Source organism: Chryseobacterium sp. LJ668, assembly GCF_019613955.1.
Classification (GTDB): domain Bacteria; phylum Bacteroidota; class Bacteroidia; order Flavobacteriales; family Weeksellaceae; genus Chryseobacterium.
On record NZ_CP080443.1, the window covers coordinates 3,078,345 to 3,094,473 of the forward strand.

The 16,129-nt window shown below is 33.0% G+C and carries 18 protein-coding genes; 6 read left to right on the forward strand and 12 right to left on the reverse strand.

The genetic code is table 11. The features are described from left to right. Nucleotides 1–99: 99 nt before the first annotated feature. From infC to K0U91_RS14390, 6 genes are all read left to right on the forward strand, one after another. Complete coding sequence (infC, locus tag K0U91_RS14365; protein WP_219969065.1) at nt 100–600, forward strand: translation initiation factor IF-3; 501 nt, start codon at nt 100–102, stop codon at nt 598–600. Between the two features lie 185 nt (nt 601–785). After that, nucleotides 786–1,607, forward strand: coding sequence for an alpha/beta fold hydrolase (locus tag K0U91_RS14370; protein WP_220179232.1), 822 nt, complete (start codon nt 786–788; stop codon nt 1,605–1,607). A gap of 156 nt (nt 1,608–1,763) precedes the next feature. Beyond that, a complete protein-coding gene (rpmI, locus tag K0U91_RS14375; RefSeq protein ID WP_034758008.1) occupies nt 1,764–1,961 on the forward strand; it encodes a 50S ribosomal protein L35 in 198 nt (65 codons plus the stop codon). 118 nt (nt 1,962–2,079) lie between these two features. Beyond that, entirely contained in the window at nt 2,080–2,424 is a 345-nt protein-coding gene (gene rplT, locus K0U91_RS14380) for a 50S ribosomal protein L20 (RefSeq protein ID WP_219969063.1), read from the forward strand. Between the two features lie 102 nt (nt 2,425–2,526). Further along, nucleotides 2,527–3,699 carry a M28 family peptidase gene (locus K0U91_RS14385; RefSeq protein ID WP_220179233.1) on the forward strand — a complete coding sequence of 391 codons (1,173 nt, stop codon included), beginning with the start codon at nt 2,527–2,529 and terminating at the stop codon, nt 3,697–3,699. Nucleotides 3,700–3,796: 97 nt separating this feature from the next. Then, complete coding sequence (locus tag K0U91_RS14390; RefSeq protein WP_220179234.1) at nt 3,797–4,978, forward strand: M28 family peptidase; 1,182 nt, start codon at nt 3,797–3,799, stop codon at nt 4,976–4,978. Nucleotides 4,979–5,009: 31 nt separating this feature from the next. Here the strand turns inward: K0U91_RS14390 and hisIE are convergent, their stop codons facing one another. From hisIE to K0U91_RS14450, 12 genes are all read right to left on the reverse strand, one after another. Then, a complete protein-coding gene (hisIE, locus tag K0U91_RS14395) occupies nt 5,010–5,594 on the reverse strand; it encodes a bifunctional phosphoribosyl-AMP cyclohydrolase/phosphoribosyl-ATP diphosphatase HisIE (protein ID WP_220179235.1) in 585 nt (194 codons plus the stop codon). Beyond that, nucleotides 5,591–6,343 carry an imidazole glycerol phosphate synthase subunit HisF gene (gene hisF / locus K0U91_RS14400; RefSeq protein ID WP_220179236.1) on the reverse strand — a complete coding sequence of 251 codons (753 nt, stop codon included), beginning with the start codon at nt 6,341–6,343 and terminating at the stop codon, nt 5,591–5,593. Before hisF ends, hisIE begins: the two co-directional genes overlap by 4 nt. Continuing rightward, nucleotides 6,336–7,058: a 1-(5-phosphoribosyl)-5-[(5-phosphoribosylamino)methylideneamino]imidazole-4-carboxamide isomerase gene (gene hisA, locus K0U91_RS14405; RefSeq protein ID WP_219969058.1), complete on the reverse strand. Its 723-nt coding sequence runs from the start codon at nt 7,056–7,058 to the stop codon at nt 6,336–6,338. The genes hisF and hisA overlap by 8 nt, the downstream gene beginning before the upstream one ends. Nucleotides 7,059–7,060: 2 nt before the next feature. Then, the gene (gene hisH, locus K0U91_RS14410) at nt 7,061–7,639 is read right to left on the reverse strand and encodes an imidazole glycerol phosphate synthase subunit HisH (RefSeq protein WP_220179237.1); all 579 of its coding nucleotides are present in this window, start codon (nt 7,637–7,639) and stop codon (nt 7,061–7,063) included. After that, nucleotides 7,640–8,734: a bifunctional histidinol-phosphatase/imidazoleglycerol-phosphate dehydratase HisB gene (gene hisB, locus K0U91_RS14415; RefSeq protein WP_220179238.1), complete on the reverse strand. Its 1,095-nt coding sequence runs from the start codon at nt 8,732–8,734 to the stop codon at nt 7,640–7,642. A gap of 2 nt (nt 8,735–8,736) precedes the next feature. Continuing rightward, nucleotides 8,737–9,762, reverse strand: coding sequence for a histidinol-phosphate transaminase (hisC, locus tag K0U91_RS14420; protein WP_220179239.1), 1,026 nt, complete (start codon nt 9,760–9,762; stop codon nt 8,737–8,739). 1 nt (nt 9,763) lies between these two features. Further along, complete coding sequence (gene hisD, locus K0U91_RS14425) at nt 9,764–11,041, reverse strand: histidinol dehydrogenase (protein WP_220179240.1); 1,278 nt, start codon at nt 11,039–11,041, stop codon at nt 9,764–9,766. Nucleotide 11,042: 1 nt separating this feature from the next. After that, nucleotides 11,043–11,900, reverse strand: coding sequence for an ATP phosphoribosyltransferase (gene hisG, locus K0U91_RS14430; protein ID WP_220179241.1), 858 nt, complete (start codon nt 11,898–11,900; stop codon nt 11,043–11,045). Between the two features lie 247 nt (nt 11,901–12,147). Beyond that, complete coding sequence (locus tag K0U91_RS14435) at nt 12,148–13,245, reverse strand: glycosyltransferase family 4 protein (RefSeq protein ID WP_220179242.1); 1,098 nt, start codon at nt 13,243–13,245, stop codon at nt 12,148–12,150. Beyond that, nucleotides 13,242–14,018 carry a polysaccharide deacetylase family protein gene (locus tag K0U91_RS14440; RefSeq protein WP_220179243.1) on the reverse strand — a complete coding sequence of 259 codons (777 nt, stop codon included), beginning with the start codon at nt 14,016–14,018 and terminating at the stop codon, nt 13,242–13,244. The genes K0U91_RS14435 and K0U91_RS14440 overlap by 4 nt, the downstream gene beginning before the upstream one ends. 2 nt (nt 14,019–14,020) lie before the next feature. Then, a complete protein-coding gene (locus K0U91_RS14445) occupies nt 14,021–14,950 on the reverse strand; it encodes a glycosyltransferase family 2 protein (protein ID WP_220179244.1) in 930 nt (309 codons plus the stop codon). A 6-nt stretch (nt 14,951–14,956) separates the two neighbouring features. Next, a complete protein-coding gene (locus K0U91_RS14450) occupies nt 14,957–16,123 on the reverse strand; it encodes a glycosyltransferase family 87 protein (RefSeq protein ID WP_220179245.1) in 1,167 nt (388 codons plus the stop codon). Nucleotides 16,124–16,129: the final 6 nt, after the last annotated feature.

A 16,129-nucleotide genomic window follows, 5' to 3' on the forward strand; every position in this document is an offset into this window, starting at 1 on the left:
AATTCAAAATTAGTTATTAACCAATAAAATTATAAAGCGATAGCACAACGATTTAACAACAGAGGCCCACAGAGACGTCCACCACAGGAGGACTTACACATGATAAACGATAAGATCCGTGTACGGGAACTTCGTTTAGTGGGCGATAACGTAGAGCCGGGAATTTTCCCGATTGACAAAGCGAGACAAATTGCCAAAGAACAGGAATTAGATTTGGTCGTGATTTCAGACAAGGCTGAACCTTTCATTGCGAGAATACTAGACTATAAAAAGTTTTTGTACGAGCAAAAGAAAAAAACAAAAGAACTTAAAGCCAAGCAGATAAAAGTGGTTGTCAAAGAGATTCGTTTCGGACCTCAGACTGATGAGCACGATTATGAGTTTAAAAAGAAGCACGCTGAAAAATTCTTGGAAGAAGGTTCAAAATTGAAAACCTACGTATTTTTCAAAGGACGTTCAATCATCTTCAAAGATCAGGGTGAGATTTTACTTTTAAAACTGGCTCAGGAACTAGAGCATGTAGGAAAAGTAGATCAGCTTCCTAAATTAGAAGGAAAGAGAATGATTATGATGATGAGTTCTAAAAAACCAGCTAAATAATTTACAGATTCCTTTTGGAATTGGACAGCAATATGACCTCAAAGCAATTTGGGGTTTTTTTTATATTTATTTTTAAAATAATTCCTGAATTTACCTTATGTTAAGATTTGTGAAATAGTTAATTTGTAGCTTTGCTTTCAGAAATAAAAATTACATAATTTAATTATTAACATTAAGAACAAACCATGAGTACACTTACATTAAAAGACGGAACAGAAATTTATTACAAAGATTGGGGAAAAGGTCAGCCGGTTTTCTTTCATCACGGATGGCCATTATCAAGTGATGACTGGGATGCGCAAATGATATTCTTTTTACAGCAAGGATATCGCGTGATTGCGCATGACAGAAGAGGTCATGGAAGATCTGCTCAAACTTCAGGAGGTCATGATATGAATACATATGCTTCTGATGTAGATGAAATCGTTACCGCTCTTGATTTACAAAATGTCATCCATGTAGGACATTCTACCGGTGGTGGTGAGGTGATAAGATATGTAGCACAACACGGAAAAGGCAGAGTAGCAAAAGCGGTTTTGATAAGTGCAGTAACACCGATTATGGTGCAGACTGAAAATAATCCAAACGGAGTTCCGATGTCAATTTTTGATGAGATTCGTGAAAATACGGCAACAAAAAGAACTCAATATTTCGTAGATTTTTCTATAGCATTTTACGGATATAACAGAGAAGGTGCTGTAGAATCAGAGGGAATAAGAAGAAACTGGTGGAGACAGGGAATGATGGGCGCGATTAATGCTCATTATGAATGCATCAAAGCGTTTTCTGAAACAGATTTTACCGAAGATCTTAAAAGTGTAGAAATTCCTGTATTGGTTTTACACGGCGAAGATGATCAGATTGTACCTTATGAAATTACCGGTGTTGTTGCCGCCAAACTGGTTAAAAGTGGTAAATTAATCACCTATCCCGGTTTTCCTCACGGAATGCCTACAACAGAAGCTGCTACAATTAATAAGGATCTTTTAGAGTTTTTTAAATCTTAAACTTACGTTATTTTAAATTATAGCTACAGATATTATGTCTGTAGCTTTTTACTGCAATAGTATCAGATTTTTTTTGTAATTTTGCACCCTATTATTTCGGAGCAGTTTCAGAATAATGAAAAAGATATTGATAACAAAACATAAAAAAGCAAGACAATGCCAAAATTAAAAACGAAATCAGGTGCTAAAAAGCGTTTTAAACTTACCGGAACAGGTAAGATTAAAAGAAAAGGTGCTTTCAAAAGCCACATCTTGACAAAAAAGGAAACTAAGCAGAAGAGAAATCTTACGCAAACTTCTTATGTTGCAAAAGTGGACGAAAAAAGCGTTAAACGTCAATTAGCAATTAAGTAGTTTTTATAAATCCTTTATTCGGTTTATAAGAATAACAATTCAACATTTTAACCCTGAAACGGTGCAGATAAGTGTAATGAAACAGATTACCGCCCTTTTCAAAAAAACAATTTAAATTATGCCAAGATCAGTAAATTCCGTAGCTTCAAGAGCTCGAAGAAAAAAAATCATCAAAAAAGCTAAAGGTTTTTTCGGTAGAAGAAAGAACGTTTGGACTGTTGCCAAAAATGCGGTACAAAAAGCAATGCAATATGCTTACCGTGGCAGAAAAGAGAAAAAGAGAAATTTCAGAGCACTTTGGATCATGCGTATCAACGCAGGAGCTAGAGAGCATGGGATGTCTTACTCACAATTTATGGGAGCTCTTAAAAAGAACAACATTGAATTAAACAGAAAAGTACTAGCTGATTTAGCGATGAACTATCCTGAAGCATTCAAAGCAGTTGTAGATCAAGTAAAATAATGTAAAATTTTTTGTTATCAATATAAATCCTGAGTTTTTTGCTCGGGATTTTTTTATTCTCTACATTTGTTAAATTATTTCTAATAAAAATTTACTTTAAAAGTGAAAAAATTATCCGCTCTTCTACTCCTTTCATTAGCAACTTACAATATTCATGCTCAAAGTTTTATCCAGGCTTATCAGAACAGAGCCGAACAGGTGACGCAAACCAATATAACTTCTCTTCTTCAGGAGTTTGCCGGATTGGGAGTAAAGACTACGGGATCTACTGCCAATACCAATACACTCAATTGGCTTAAAGGTAAATATCAGGCTTTTGGCTATAGTACAAGCCAGATTACAGAAGATTCTTTTACATATAATGGTAATACTACTAAAAATCTAATCATCACAAAAACAGGAACTGTATATCCTAATATATATGTAATCATTTGTGGACATTACGATACCGTTGCAGGTGCAGGTGTGAGCGATAACGGAAGTGGTACTGCTATACTTTTAGAAGCTGCAAGAATTTTAAAAGACATTCCTACAGAATATTCAGTAAAATTTATTCATTTCTCGGGCGAAGAACAGGGGTTATTGGGAAGCAGTCATTATGTAAATAATGTTGTTTTTCAAAATAATGTTCGTTCGATAAATCTTAAAGTTGTTTTCAATATCGATCAGGTTGGCGGACAGCTTGGAAACATTAATAACACAATAAAATGCGAAAGCGATCAAAGCGGGCAAACAGCCAATAATGCTCCATCTTTGGCATTTACTCAGCAACTTGCGGTATGTACTACACTTTATTCGCCACTCCAGACTTCTATGTCAAATACTTATGCCTCAGATTACATTCCTTTTGAAAATAAAGGTGATATCATTACAGGTTTTTATGAATATGAACGAAGTTTTAATGAGCATACGGTGAACGATACTTTTGCTAATGTAGATCCTACATATGTTTATAATGTTGGGAAAGCGTCTGTAGGAGCGCTTCAGCATTTTGCAGTAGCATCAACTACAATCCTGGCAACTGATGAAAACCAGGGAAATCAATTAGAATCTGTAAAAATTTATCCTAATCCGGCAAAGAACATTTTAAATATTGATCTACCTGATCATATTAAAAACTTTAATGTGGAAATCACGGATATGAGTGGTAAACTTGTTTTAAAGTCGGAAAATGAAACGAAGATCAATGTCTCAAATTTGCTGAACGGAGTCTATATCTGTTCTTTAAAATCTGAAAATAAAAAAATAATAAATAAAATATTAATCGAAAAATAGTTAAAATTCATAATAAAATTATACAATTTGATAAAAAATTTTGATTCTAAGCCTTGTTCAGAATCATTTTATTTATACATTTGCTGAAATTTATAAAGTGAAAAAAATATTTAGCCTTATTGTATTATCTTTCGGGATCAATTTACTCTGTGCTCAAAGCTTCATTCAGGCGTATCAAAATAGAGCCAACCAGGTTTCTCAAACCAACATTACCACAAATTTACAGGAATTTTCAAATTTCGGAATCAAAACGACAGGTTCTACAAACAATGCCAATGCATTAAACTGGATCAAAAACAAATATCTTTCTTATGGTTATTCGGCAAGTCAGATTGTTGAAGATCCATTTTCCTTTACTTCAGGAAGCAGTACTATTAATTCTAAAAATTTAGTGATTACAAAAATAGGAACCGTTTATCCAAATAAATTTGTGATCATCTGCGGACATTTTGACAGCATCAATGGTCCCGGAGTCAATGATAACGGAAGCGGAACTTCTATTATTTTGGAAGCTGCTAGAATTTTAAAAGATATTCCTACAGAGTATTCAATTAAATTTATTCATTTCTCTGGAGAGGAGCAAGGTTTGAGAGGAAGTAGTCATTATGCGAATAATGTTGCTTATCAAGGCACGAATCGTATATTAGATATTAAACTGGTTTTCAATCTTGATCAGGTAGGAGGTAAAATGGGAAACGTTAACAATACGATTTATTGTGATGAAGATATGGGTGGAAACCCGAATAATACAGCAGCGTCAGTTGCTGCAACACAAGAATTGGTAACTCTTACTACTCTTTATTCACCGCTTTTAACAGACATTGATGAAGCAGAAGATACAGATTATATTCCATTTGAATTAAAAGGTGAAGTGATTACGGGTTATTTCGAGAAGTTAAGAAGCAATTATCCTCATACTGCAAACGATACTTTTGCGAATACAGATCCTGTTTATATTTACAACGTTGGAAAGGCTTCAGTAGGTGCACTTCAACATTTCGCAGTTGCGACAACAACCATTCTGAATACGGATGAAAACCCTTCAAACGAATTAGAACAAACAACAATTTATCCCAATCCTGCAAAAGACTTTCTAAATATTAAACTGCCAGGAAATATAAAAAAATTCTCATTTGAATTAACAGATTTGCTGGGTCATTCTTTTTTAACGACAAAAGATCAAACTAAAATCAATATTTCGGGTATTATGAGAGGAGTCTATTTAGGAAAGATTATCACCGACCATCATACGGTAATAAGAAAAGTAGTGATTGAATAGTATACTTAAAACCTGCATTTTGCAGGTTTTTTTATTGATTACGAGCCGATAGAATCTTTTCAATTTCCTGCATTGAAAAGTTTTTAGCTTTCAATAAAATCAGAAAATGGTAGAGAAGATCTGCGGCTTCATTTTTAAATAAATCTGAATCATTATCTTTAGCTTCAATAATCAGTTCTACAGCTTCTTCTCCTACTTTTTGAGCCACTTTATTAATTCCTTTTTGATAAAGTGAATAAGTGTATGAATCTTCAACTTGGTTATTAATTCTCTGAGCAATTTTCTCTTCTAATTCGTATAAAAAACCTTTTGTTTCTTTAGTTCCAAAACAACTGAAACTTCCTGTATGACAAACGATATTTTCAGGAATTGCTTTAATCAAAACCGTGTCCTGGTCACAGTCTACAACTATATTTTTTACCTTTAAAAAATTTCCGGATTCCTCACCTTTTGTCCATAATCTGTTTTTTGAACGGCTGAAAAAAGTGACAATTCCTTCTTTTTTTGTTTTCTCAAATGCTTCTTCGTTCATATAACCCAGCATCAAAACCTGTAAGGTTCTATCATCCTGAATAATAACAGGAATCAAACCATTTGTTTTACTAAAATTTATCATCGTATCGCTAGTTTTTTTAATTTTAATTCTTCTTTTAATTGATTAATACCAAGTTCTCCAAAGTGGAAAATACTTGCAGCCAAAGCTCCGGTTGCTTTCGTTTGATTGAATACATCTTCAAAATCTATAATTTTACCCGCACCACCTGAAGCTATGACAGGAATATTGATACTCTCTGAAATTAATTTCGTGATTCTCAGATCAAAGCCTTTTTTAGTTCCGTCGCCATCCATTGATGTTAAAAGAATTTCGCCAGCTCTCAATTCTTCTGCTTTTTTTGCCCAATCTAAAGTTTTTAAAGATGTCTGTTCTCTCCCGCCTTGAATAAAGACCCAATCGCAATCATTAATGAATCTTGTATCAATTGCAACCACAATACATTGACTTCCAAATTCTTTCGATAAATCTGAAATAAGTTTTGGATTTTTGACCGCAGAAGAATTGATACTGATCTTATCTGCTCCGGCTTCAAGCAATTTCCTTACATCTTCCACAGTAGAAATTCCTCCACCCACCGTGAATGGAATGCTCAATTCCTTTGCAATATCTTTTACGAGTTCAACAAAAGTTTTCCGCTCTTCAATAGTTGCTGTAATATCTAGAAAAATCAATTCATCTGCACCTTCTGTTTCATATCTCTTAGCCAATTCGATAGGATTTCCAGCATCGACCAAACCTTCAAAATTGACTCCTTTTACAGTTGTTCCATCTTTGATATCCAAACATGGAATGATTCTTTTTTTAAGCATGTTCAATAAAATTTTTGAGTTGATTTAGTGATATTTTATTTTCATAAATAGCTTTCCCGATAATTGTTCCGGAACAGCCAATTTCTTTCATTTTAAAAACATCGTCGATACAGGAGATCCCTCCACTTGCAACAAGTTGTATCTCAGTTTTTGCTAAAATTTCTTGATACAATTCTGTCGAAGCTCCTTCCAACATTCCGTCTTTTGAAATATCTGTACAAATCACATTTCTTATATTTTTTTCCTGATATTGCAGAATAAAATCGATAATATCTCTGTTACTTTCTTCTAGCCAACCCGAAGTTTTTATTTGTCGGTTTTCACAATCTGCACCGAGAATTATTTTTTCAGAACCGTATTTTTTTATAATTTCATAACAAAATTCGGGATTTTGAACGGCAATGCTTCCAATTGTAATTTGGTCTGCTCCTGAATTAAACGCAATCTCAATATCTTTTTCCGTTTTCAACCCCCCTCCAAAATCGATTTGTAATGAAGTTTTAGTTGCAATTCTTTCCAAAACTTTTTGATTGATAATATGCTTAGATTTTGCTCCATCAAGATCGACCAGATGTAGAAATTTTATTCCGAAATCTTCAAATTCTGTAGCAACTTCTACAGGATTTTCATTGTATATTTTTTTTGTGCTGTAGTCACCTTTTGAAAGTCTGACGCATTTTCCGTCGATAATATCTATGGCAGGAATTATTTTCATCATTAAATTTTTAGAAAGTTTTCCAATAATTGATTTCCAAATTTCCCTGATTTTTCAGGATGAAACTGTGTTGCAAAGAAATTATCTTTCTGCAACGTTGCGCTGAATGGCAAAATATAATTGCAAACAGAAGTTGTAAAATCTGATAGCTCACAAAAATAACTGTGTACAAAATAAAAATCATTTTCTTCTGAAATCTCCGAAAATAACTCCGATTTTAAATCTGAAATTGTATTCCAGCCCATGTGTGGGACGATATTTTCTGACGGAAATTTCTTCACATTAATATCAAAAATTCCCATTCCAGTTGAGTTTCCCTCTTCATTGTTTTCACACATCAATTGCATTCCAAGGCAAATTCCGAGAACAGGCTGAGTCAATTTTGGAATTAACTGATCCAAACCTCTTTCTTTCAACAATTTCATCGTTGAAGAAGCTTCGCCAACACCCGGAAAAATCACTTTATCAGCTTTTTGTATCAATTCAAAATCGTCTGTGATTATCGATTTTTCGTCTAATCTTTTTAATGCATTTTGAACCGAATTTACGTTTCCGCCGTTGTATTTTATAATTGCAATCATTTATAAGCTTCCTTTTGTTGATGGTACATTATAGTTTTGATCTGTTTGATTTACAGCCATTTTAATTGCTTTTGCAAAAGCTTTAAAGACAGATTCTATCTTGTGATGTTCATTATTTCCTTTCGATTTTATATTTAAATTTGATTTGGAAGAATCTGTAAATGATTTGAAAAAGTGGAAAAACATTTCTGAAGGAACATCACCAATTTTTTCTCTATTAAATACAACATCCCAAACTAACCACGGTCTTCCGCCAAGATCGATCGCAACCTGAGACAGGCAATCGTCCATTGGTAACAAAAAACCATATCTTTCAATTCCTTTTTTTTTGCCTAAAGCCTGTAAAATCGCTTCTCCCAAAACAATCGCAGTATCTTCAATGGTGTGATGCTCATCAACTTGTAAATCTCCGTTTACTTTAATTTTTAAATCTAAATTTCCGTGTTTTGAGATTTGTTCGAGCATATGATCAAAAAAATAAAGTCCTGTAGAAATTTCAGAATTTCCGCTTCCGTCTAGATTGACTTCAATTTCAATTTCTGTTTCATTGGTTTTTCTGTACACTTTAGCTTTTCTTGGAATCTGCTTTAAAAACTGATAAATTTCGCTCCAGTTTTTCGTAGTCAATTCAGCTTCTTCATTTGCCGTTCCACTGATGAAAATTGTTTTTGTTCCTAAGTTTTTTGCTAATTCAATATCAGTCAATCGATCACCAATTACATAAGAGTTTTCAAGATCATAATTTCCGTGAATGTATTTTCCGAGCATCCCGGTTTTTGGTTTTCTCGTATTTAAGTTTTCATGCTCAAAACTTTTATCAATGAAAACATCTGTAAAAAGTATTCCTTCGCTTTCAAAAGCTTTCATCATTTTTTCCTGTGGTTTTATAAAATCCTCGTAGGGAAAACTTTCTGTTCCTAATCCATCCTGGTTTGTTACCATTACCAATTCATAGTCTAATTCTGTTGCGATTTTTGCCAGATTCTGAAAAACTCCGGGATAAAATTCAAGCTTTTCCAAAGAGTCAACCTGAAAATCTGTTGGCGGTTCGATGATTAATGTTCCGTCTCTATCGATAAATAATACTTTTTTCATTTTTAAATATTTTTTAAAGCATTAATTAATTGAATATTTTCTTCTCTGTTTCCAACATTTATTCTAATGCAGTTCGGAATTTGAGGAAACCTTTTGCTGGTTAAAATTTCGTTTTCCAACAATTTTTGATAAACAGTTTCGACATTTTTAAATTGAATAAGAAAAAAATTGGCATCAGTCGGGAAAACTTTTTCGATAGATTTTATTGTTTTAAATTCCTCCTTTAACCAAGATCTTTCCGCAATGATCTGTTCCAGATTATTCTGAAATTCACTTACATTTTCAAGACTTTTCGAAACTAAATTCAAACTCAAAGAATTGACATTATAAGGAGCTTTTACAGTATAAATTAGTTGAGAAATTTCTTGTGAAGAATAAGCGATTCCGATTCTCGCTCCTGCCATTCCCCAAGCTTTTGAAAACGTTTGTGAGACAATCAGATTGGGAAATTTTTCTATCAATTCAACTGCTGATCTTTCATTCGAAAACTCAATGTAAGCTTCATCTACAACTACAATTCCGTTGAAATTTTCGATGTAAAATTCAATGTCTTTAATTGAATTTCCGGTTGGATTGTTGGGAGAACATATAAAGAAAATTTTAGGCTGATTTTCTGTTGTTATTTTTAAAAAATCTTCTTTTTGAATCTCGAAATTTCCGTCTAACTGGATTTTTAGAACTGAATTCTCATTGATAGCTGCATAAAAACCATACATCGCAAACGAAGGATTCATCATTAAAATCGAATCTTTTTTTGGTTCACAGAAAATTTTGATAATCAAATCGATCAATTCATCACTTCCGTTTCCGACTGAAATTTGCTTTGGTGAAATGCCTTTAAGCTGAGAAATCTGATTTCTGATTTTCTTATGAGTAGAATCCGGATAACGGTTGAATTCACCAAACGGACTTTCGTTAGCATCCATCAAAATAGGATTTGCAAATTCATTCTGATCTCTGAAACTAATATAAGGTTGAAGTTCTGAAATATTTTTTCGAACAAAACGGTTGATATTTATTGCTGTCATTTTACTTTTTTAATCTGATTGAAACTGCGATTTTATGGGCAATTAAACCTTCTGCTTCTGCCATTATTTCTATGGTTTTACCTAAATTTTGTAGTCCGTCTTTTGATAAATTCTGAAAAGTAATTTTCTTTACAAAACTATCTAATGACACTCCGCTGTAATTTTTAGCAAAACCATTCGTTGGTAGCGTGTGATTGGTTCCGCTTGCATAATCTCCTGCACTTTCACAGGAGTAATTTCCGAGAAAAACCGAACCTGCATTTTCGATTAAAGGAACATAATTTTCAAAATTTTCAATGGCTAGAATTAAATGTTCCGGAGCATATAAATTGCTGAATTGCAAAGCTTCTTCGACAGATTTAACTAAAATAAAATGACTGTTATCTAAAGATTTTTGGGCAAATTCATTTCTCGGCAGACTTTTAATCTGCTTTTTAACTTCATCAACTGTCTCATTTAAAATTTTAAGATCAGTCGAAATAACAATCACCTGACTGTCACTTCCGTGTTCTGCCTGTGAAAGAAGATCTGCAGCGCAGAACTCAGGAACTGCATTTTCATCGGCAATGATTAAAACTTCGCTCGGTCCTGCAGGCATATCGATTGCAACACCAAAATTCTGAGCCAGTTCTTTTGCTGCAACAACAAATTGATTTCCGGGACCAAAAATTTTGTAAACGTTGGGAATCGTTTCTGTTCCGAAAGTCATTGCTGCAATGGCCTGAGCTCCGCCAACTTTGAATATTTTAGTGATTCCGCAAAGCTGTGCAGTGTAGAGAATTGCAGGGTTTATTTCTCCATTTTTATCTGGTGGCGTACAAAGAATAATTTCCTTACAACCAGCCAACTGCGCAGGAATTGCAAGCATTAAAACTGTCGAAAACAATGGTGCAGTTCCACCAGGAATATAAATTCCGACTTTTTCAATGGCTCGGTTTTCTCTCCAACAAATCACTCCTTTTGTTGTTTCAATTTTTTGAATTTCAGTATTTTGGGATCTATGAAATTTTGTAATATTTTCTTTTGCCTGTTGAATAGCATTTTTTAATTCTTCTGAGATTAAGTTTGAAAAATTTTCTATATCATTTACTGAAACAGAAAGATTTTCTATTTCAACCGAGTCAAATTTTTTGTTGAAATCAAACAGTGCTTTATCGCCAAATTTTTGTACTTCGCTGAAAATTCCTGAGACAATGTCGGAAATTTCTTCTTTTTTAAAAACCGGACGTTTTGTCAGTGCGTTCCACTTATTTTTATTGGGAAATTGATATATATTCATCTTAAATAACCATTTTATCGATTGGAATTATCAAAATATCCTGTGCTCCGTTTTCTCTCAGTTCGTCAATGACATCCCAAAAACGTTCTTCATCAATCACAGAGTGAATGCTGCTCCAACCTTCTTCGGCCAACGGAATTACGGTCGGACTTTTCAGTACTGGAAGCACGTTTGAAATATCAGCAATTTTTTCATTGGGAACATTCATCAGAATATATTTTGAGTTTTTAGCCTTTAATACAGCTTTAATTCTAAATAAGATCTTTTCAAGAATAATTTCTTTTTCAGAACTAAGTTGAGAAGTTTTAGCTAAAACGGCTTCAGATTTCAAAATGGTAAGAGTTTCTCGTAAACCATTTTTGAATAAAGTGCTTCCCGAACTTACAATATCGCAGATTCCGTCTGCCAAACCAATGTTGGGAGCAATTTCTACCGAACCGGAAATGACGTGAATATCAGCTTCGATATTATTTTCATTCAGAAATTTTTTAAGCGTGTTTGGATAAGATGTGGCAATTTTTTTCCCCTGAAAATACTGAAGACTATTGGTTTCGATATTTTTCGTAACAGCAAGAGAAACGCGGCATTTGGAAAATCCTAATTGATGAACAATCGAAATGTTTTTGTTTTTTTCTGCCAGAAGATTTTCGCCGATGATGGCAATATCAACTACCCCATCTTCCAGATATTGAGGAATATCTGAATTTCTTAGATACATAATTTCCATCGGAAAGTTTTCTACTGAAACTTTTAGTTGGTCTTTTCCATTGTTTACATTAATTCCGCAATCTTTAAGAAGCTGGAGCGATTCTTCATAAAGACGGCCGCTTTTTTGGATTGCAATTTTTAATTTACTCATTTTCAAATTTCTTGTGTCTGAGTAAATGGAAAGTATTTATTGAGATTTCTGAGGAAAATTCAGGAAACAAAAAAACCGTCTATAGACTCAGACGGTTTAAATTATCATTATATTTTTTTAACACAAATATCAATCAATTCCGTCTTAGCAGAGATGATGATAATGATGTACTGTTAAAAAATTGGGTTTCATTGTTGAATATTTATGGTACAAATGTAGAACTAATTTTTAACTGACCAAGAATTTTTCAAAGAATTTTTTGATAAAGATTCACTAATGCGTTTGCAATGGGTTCGTCATTAAATTTTTGAACGAACTCGAAACCCTTGTCCGAACGGCGTTTTCTTTCTGATTCATTTGCCCAGAGAAATTTTATTTTAGACTGAATATCTAAGTAATTTTTGGGATCAATGTAAACCGAATCTTTTCCGCCAGCTTCGGGAAGACAACTTGTGTTGCTGGTAATCGTTACCGTTTTTGAAAATAATGCTTCAATAATTGGAATTCCAAAACCTTCAAAAAAACTCGGATAAACAAAAATATCTGCTAATTTATAAATCACAGCTAACTCATCCATTGTAACTCCTTCCAGAAAATGAATCTGTTTTTCTAACTTATTTTTTTTGATGTACTGATTTATTTTAGCGAAATATTTTGTTTTTCTTCCGACAACAACTAAAGGAATTTCAGTTTTGTCAATTGCTTTTACAATATTTAAAAGATTTTTTCTTTCTTCGATGGTTCCTACATTTAAGATAAATCTTTCAGGAAGATTGAATTTTTCTTTCGTTTTCTGAATAAATTCTTCAGACTGATTTTCTTTAAAAGCCTGATGGCAACCTTGATAAATAACCTCGATTTTATCTTCCGGAACTTTTAAATATTCAATAATATCACTTTTCGTCTGCTCCGAAATCGCAATGATTTTATCAGCTATTTCTGCTGATTTTTTAAACTTCCAAAAGTGAATTTTTCTGTCAAAAAAAGAATAATATTGAGGAAATCTCATGAAAATAAGATCATGAATGGTGACCACTTTTTTGATCGGAGTTTTGTCCCATTTTAAGGGCAATTCTCCGGAAAGTCCGTGAAAAATATCTGCGTTTTGCTTTTGGGCATCTTTTCCCATCTTCAGCTGTCGCGAGAAGTTTCCTTTTGATGTTTCAATAAAATGAACATTTGAATTTTCTACAATAGAATTTCCTCTTTCAGATTTGTTTTTATTTAACAGAAGATATTGATTTTCAGGGAAATATTTTGAAAGTATTCTTACCAGATCTCTGGAATAATTTCCTAAACCCGAAGTGTTGTGAAAGAAACGTTTTGCGTCGTAAGCTATCTTCATGATTCTATCTGCTTTTGAAATTCCTGAAAAGTTCCGAATTTATAATTCTTATTTTTTAACCAGCCAACGAAATTATCAAACCTTTCAACCATTTCACTTCCAGACTTTTTAACGGTAAATCCTGGAAGTTTGAACTTCGGATTTTTAATTTCAGCAAATTCCCACGGATGAAAATAAATGTTGAGATAATTGTCTTTCCGCAAAGTATCAGAAGCTAATTTTTTATAAAAACTTAATGGGAAATTATGAAAACTCAGCCAAAACAAAGGTATTCTAAAATTGGGCGAAACCGAAGCCGGAATTTGTGTGACACTTTCTTCTTTAAAATAAGTTCTTGAAACTTTTAAATTATTATATCTTCCGGGAAGAAATGTTGGATTTATCGAAGAATTATACAAATATCCGGCTTTTTCTACCTCTTTTTTATCAACAGACATCATTCTTGGCATTCTTAATCCTGTAACATTTGTTGAAAATAATTCCTGCAATTTTTCTCTCGATTCTTTTAAATGTTTAACTTTAAACTCGGAATGAAACCATGTATGAGAGGCCAGTTCGTGACCCTCATTCAATAATCTTTCGATTAATAATTTGCTGTTTTCCGCAAAAACTACTGTTGAGAAAAAAGTAGCTTTTGCGTTGTGTTTTTTAAGAATGTTCAGAATTCTTTCTAAGCCGATCTGAGAAATTGAAATCTGTTCTTCAAAGGAAATTTCTCCCTGATATTCAAATGGCATATCAAATTCTTCGATGTCAAAACTTAACAATACCATTTTTAAAAGTTTTTGTTTTTAATTATATAATTCGGTCTTGCTTTAACTTGCCTGAAAATTTTACCTAAATAAATTCCAATAATTCCTAAAATAATTAATTGCAGACCACCAAAGAAAACGATGGTCATAATCAATGATGCCCAACCTGAAATTTCCGTTTTCGTAACAAAAGAATGGATGACATAGGCAGCATAACCAATCACCGAAAAACCTGAGAATAAGAATCCTAAATATGCTGCGATATACAAAGGCTTCACACTAAATGCAGTAATTCCTGTAAAAGCAAAAGTGATCATTTTCTTTAAATTATAGCTGCTTTCTCCCGAAACTCTTTCAGATGCTGTGAATTCTAATGCAATTTGCTTAAAGCCCATCCAGCTTGTTAATCCGCGTAAAAAAAGATCATCTTCATTGAATTTCCTCATGACTTCAACAACATTTGCATCCATCAATCTGAAATCTGAACCGCCACCTTTTGTAAGATTTACATCAGATAAACCGGATAGAATTTTATAGAAAAAATCTGAAGTTTTCCTTTTAAATAAAGAAATTTCTTTAGGATATTTTCTTATCGTCAAAATTACATCATATCCTTCTTCCCACTTTTGAATCATTTTGGGAATCAGTTCGGGAGGATGCTGAAGATCACCATCCATTGAAATTACTGCATTTCCTAAAGCACTGTCCATTCCTGCTTTTACGGCAGGTTGATGTCCGAAATTTCTTGAAAATTCTATAAATTTGACTTCGCTGAATTTAGTGGATAAATCTTCAAGTGCTTTTTGAGTCTGATCTCTGCTTCCGTCATTTACGAAAATGATTTCAAAATCATAATTTTCTAATTTTGAAAAAACTTCTTTGATTTTCTGATGAATGAGCGCAACATTTCCTTCTTCGTTATAGGCAGGAATTACAATAGATATTTTTTTCATTTTACATTATTGTAGGCTATAATCTTTTTCAAAATCTCTTGTCATCAGTTCATAAATTATTCTGAACCAAACGACAATGCAAGGTACCGCTTTTAAGGAATATTTTACGATATAATTGACTTTGATAGATTTCGGAAATAAATCTGAAGGTGAAAAACTTGTCAGAATAATTACAAAAACAAGCATCGCAATAACCAATGGTGATCTTTCTTTCTGTAAAAAAAACCAAATCATCACTCCTGCAACTGCAATAATGTAAGTAGGAGATTCTGAACCTGAGCTAAATAATACCAAAAATAATAAAGTAGATGCCAATATCATTAACTGAAAAGCATAATTTTTATACTGCTTGATTCTGATGTATGGCAATGCAAATAAAGGCAAACCAAATGCTAAAAAAGCAAGATTGGAAATGGATGCATCACCCAAAATTCTTCTTATAAAACCCATCAGAGAAATATCCTGATAACTGTTTAAGCTCTGATTTTGTCCGTTTTTTTCTGCTAATGAGACAGACCAATCCTTATAACTCTGAATCACAAATTCCGGACTCGAATAAATCATTGGAAATACAAAGAACAATAATGCAATCACAATTCCGGCAATGATAAATTTAGTTTTATTTTTAATAAAGAAGAATTGCGATAGACCTACAACTCCGTAGATTTTTACAAAAACTCCAACCATGAGTGCGGTTGCAGATTTTACTTCTTTCTTTTCATAAATGTAAGTTGCTGATAACATTAGCAATCCCACCAAAGCAATGTTAAACTGCAAACTCAAAGCTGCCGTAATAAATTCCTGTAAGCATAATAAGGCAAATAAAGCCTTTTTAGCATCAGAAAAAGGAAGTTTGTGAATGGCATAAATAAAGATGAAAGTATTGGCAACATTCCAAAGCGAAATTCCGAGCCAATCGGGCATTAAAGCAAAGGGAGCAATCAACGCGCTAAAGAAAATCCCATAATGATTAGAATCCTGAAAATGCTCAGGATATTGCAGATATAGATTTTTCTCAAGAAGCGTATTGAAATACGTGTACTTAAAAATAAGGTAATTATTGATTGCATTACCTCTAAAGTATTTCGAAATAGCCGTAACGATTGCTATAATAAGATAAACCCCAAATATATACTTGGGGTTTAAAATAAACTTTAAAAATTTTTCTTTCAAGGTTTT

Bases quoted from the DNA above. Each gene is read 5' to 3' on its own strand.
- infC (WP_219969065.1), top strand. From the start codon at position 100: ATGATAAACGATAAGATCCGTGTACGGGAACTTCGTTTAGTGGGCGAT.
- K0U91_RS14370 (WP_220179232.1), top strand. From the start codon at position 786: ATGAGTACACTTACATTAAAAGACGGAACAGAAATTTATTACAAAGAT.
- rpmI (WP_034758008.1), top strand. From the start codon at position 1,764: ATGCCAAAATTAAAAACGAAATCAGGTGCTAAAAAGCGTTTTAAACTT.
- rplT (WP_219969063.1), top strand. From the start codon at position 2,080: ATGCCAAGATCAGTAAATTCCGTAGCTTCAAGAGCTCGAAGAAAAAAA.
- hisIE (WP_220179235.1), bottom strand. From the start codon at position 5,594: ATGATAAATTTTAGTAAAACAAATGGTTTGATTCCTGTTATTATTCAG.
- hisF (WP_220179236.1), bottom strand. From the start codon at position 6,343: ATGCTTAAAAAAAGAATCATTCCATGTTTGGATATCAAAGATGGAACA.
- hisA (WP_219969058.1), bottom strand. From the start codon at position 7,058: ATGAAAATAATTCCTGCCATAGATATTATCGACGGAAAATGCGTCAGA.
- hisH (WP_220179237.1), bottom strand. From the start codon at position 7,639: ATGATTGCAATTATAAAATACAACGGCGGAAACGTAAATTCGGTTCAA.
- hisB (WP_220179238.1), bottom strand. From the start codon at position 8,734: ATGAAAAAAGTATTATTTATCGATAGAGACGGAACATTAATCATCGAA.
- hisC (WP_220179239.1), bottom strand. From the start codon at position 9,762: ATGACAGCAATAAATATCAACCGTTTTGTTCGAAAAAATATTTCAGAA.
- hisD (WP_220179240.1), bottom strand. From the start codon at position 11,041: ATGAATATATATCAATTTCCCAATAAAAATAAGTGGAACGCACTGACA.
- hisG (WP_220179241.1), bottom strand. From the start codon at position 11,900: ATGAGTAAATTAAAAATTGCAATCCAAAAAAGCGGCCGTCTTTATGAA.
- K0U91_RS14435 (WP_220179242.1), bottom strand. From the start codon at position 13,245: ATGAAGATAGCTTACGACGCAAAACGTTTCTTTCACAACACTTCGGGT.
- K0U91_RS14440 (WP_220179243.1), bottom strand. From the start codon at position 14,018: ATGGTATTGTTAAGTTTTGACATCGAAGAATTTGATATGCCATTTGAA.
- K0U91_RS14445 (WP_220179244.1), bottom strand. From the start codon at position 14,950: ATGAAAAAAATATCTATTGTAATTCCTGCCTATAACGAAGAAGGAAAT.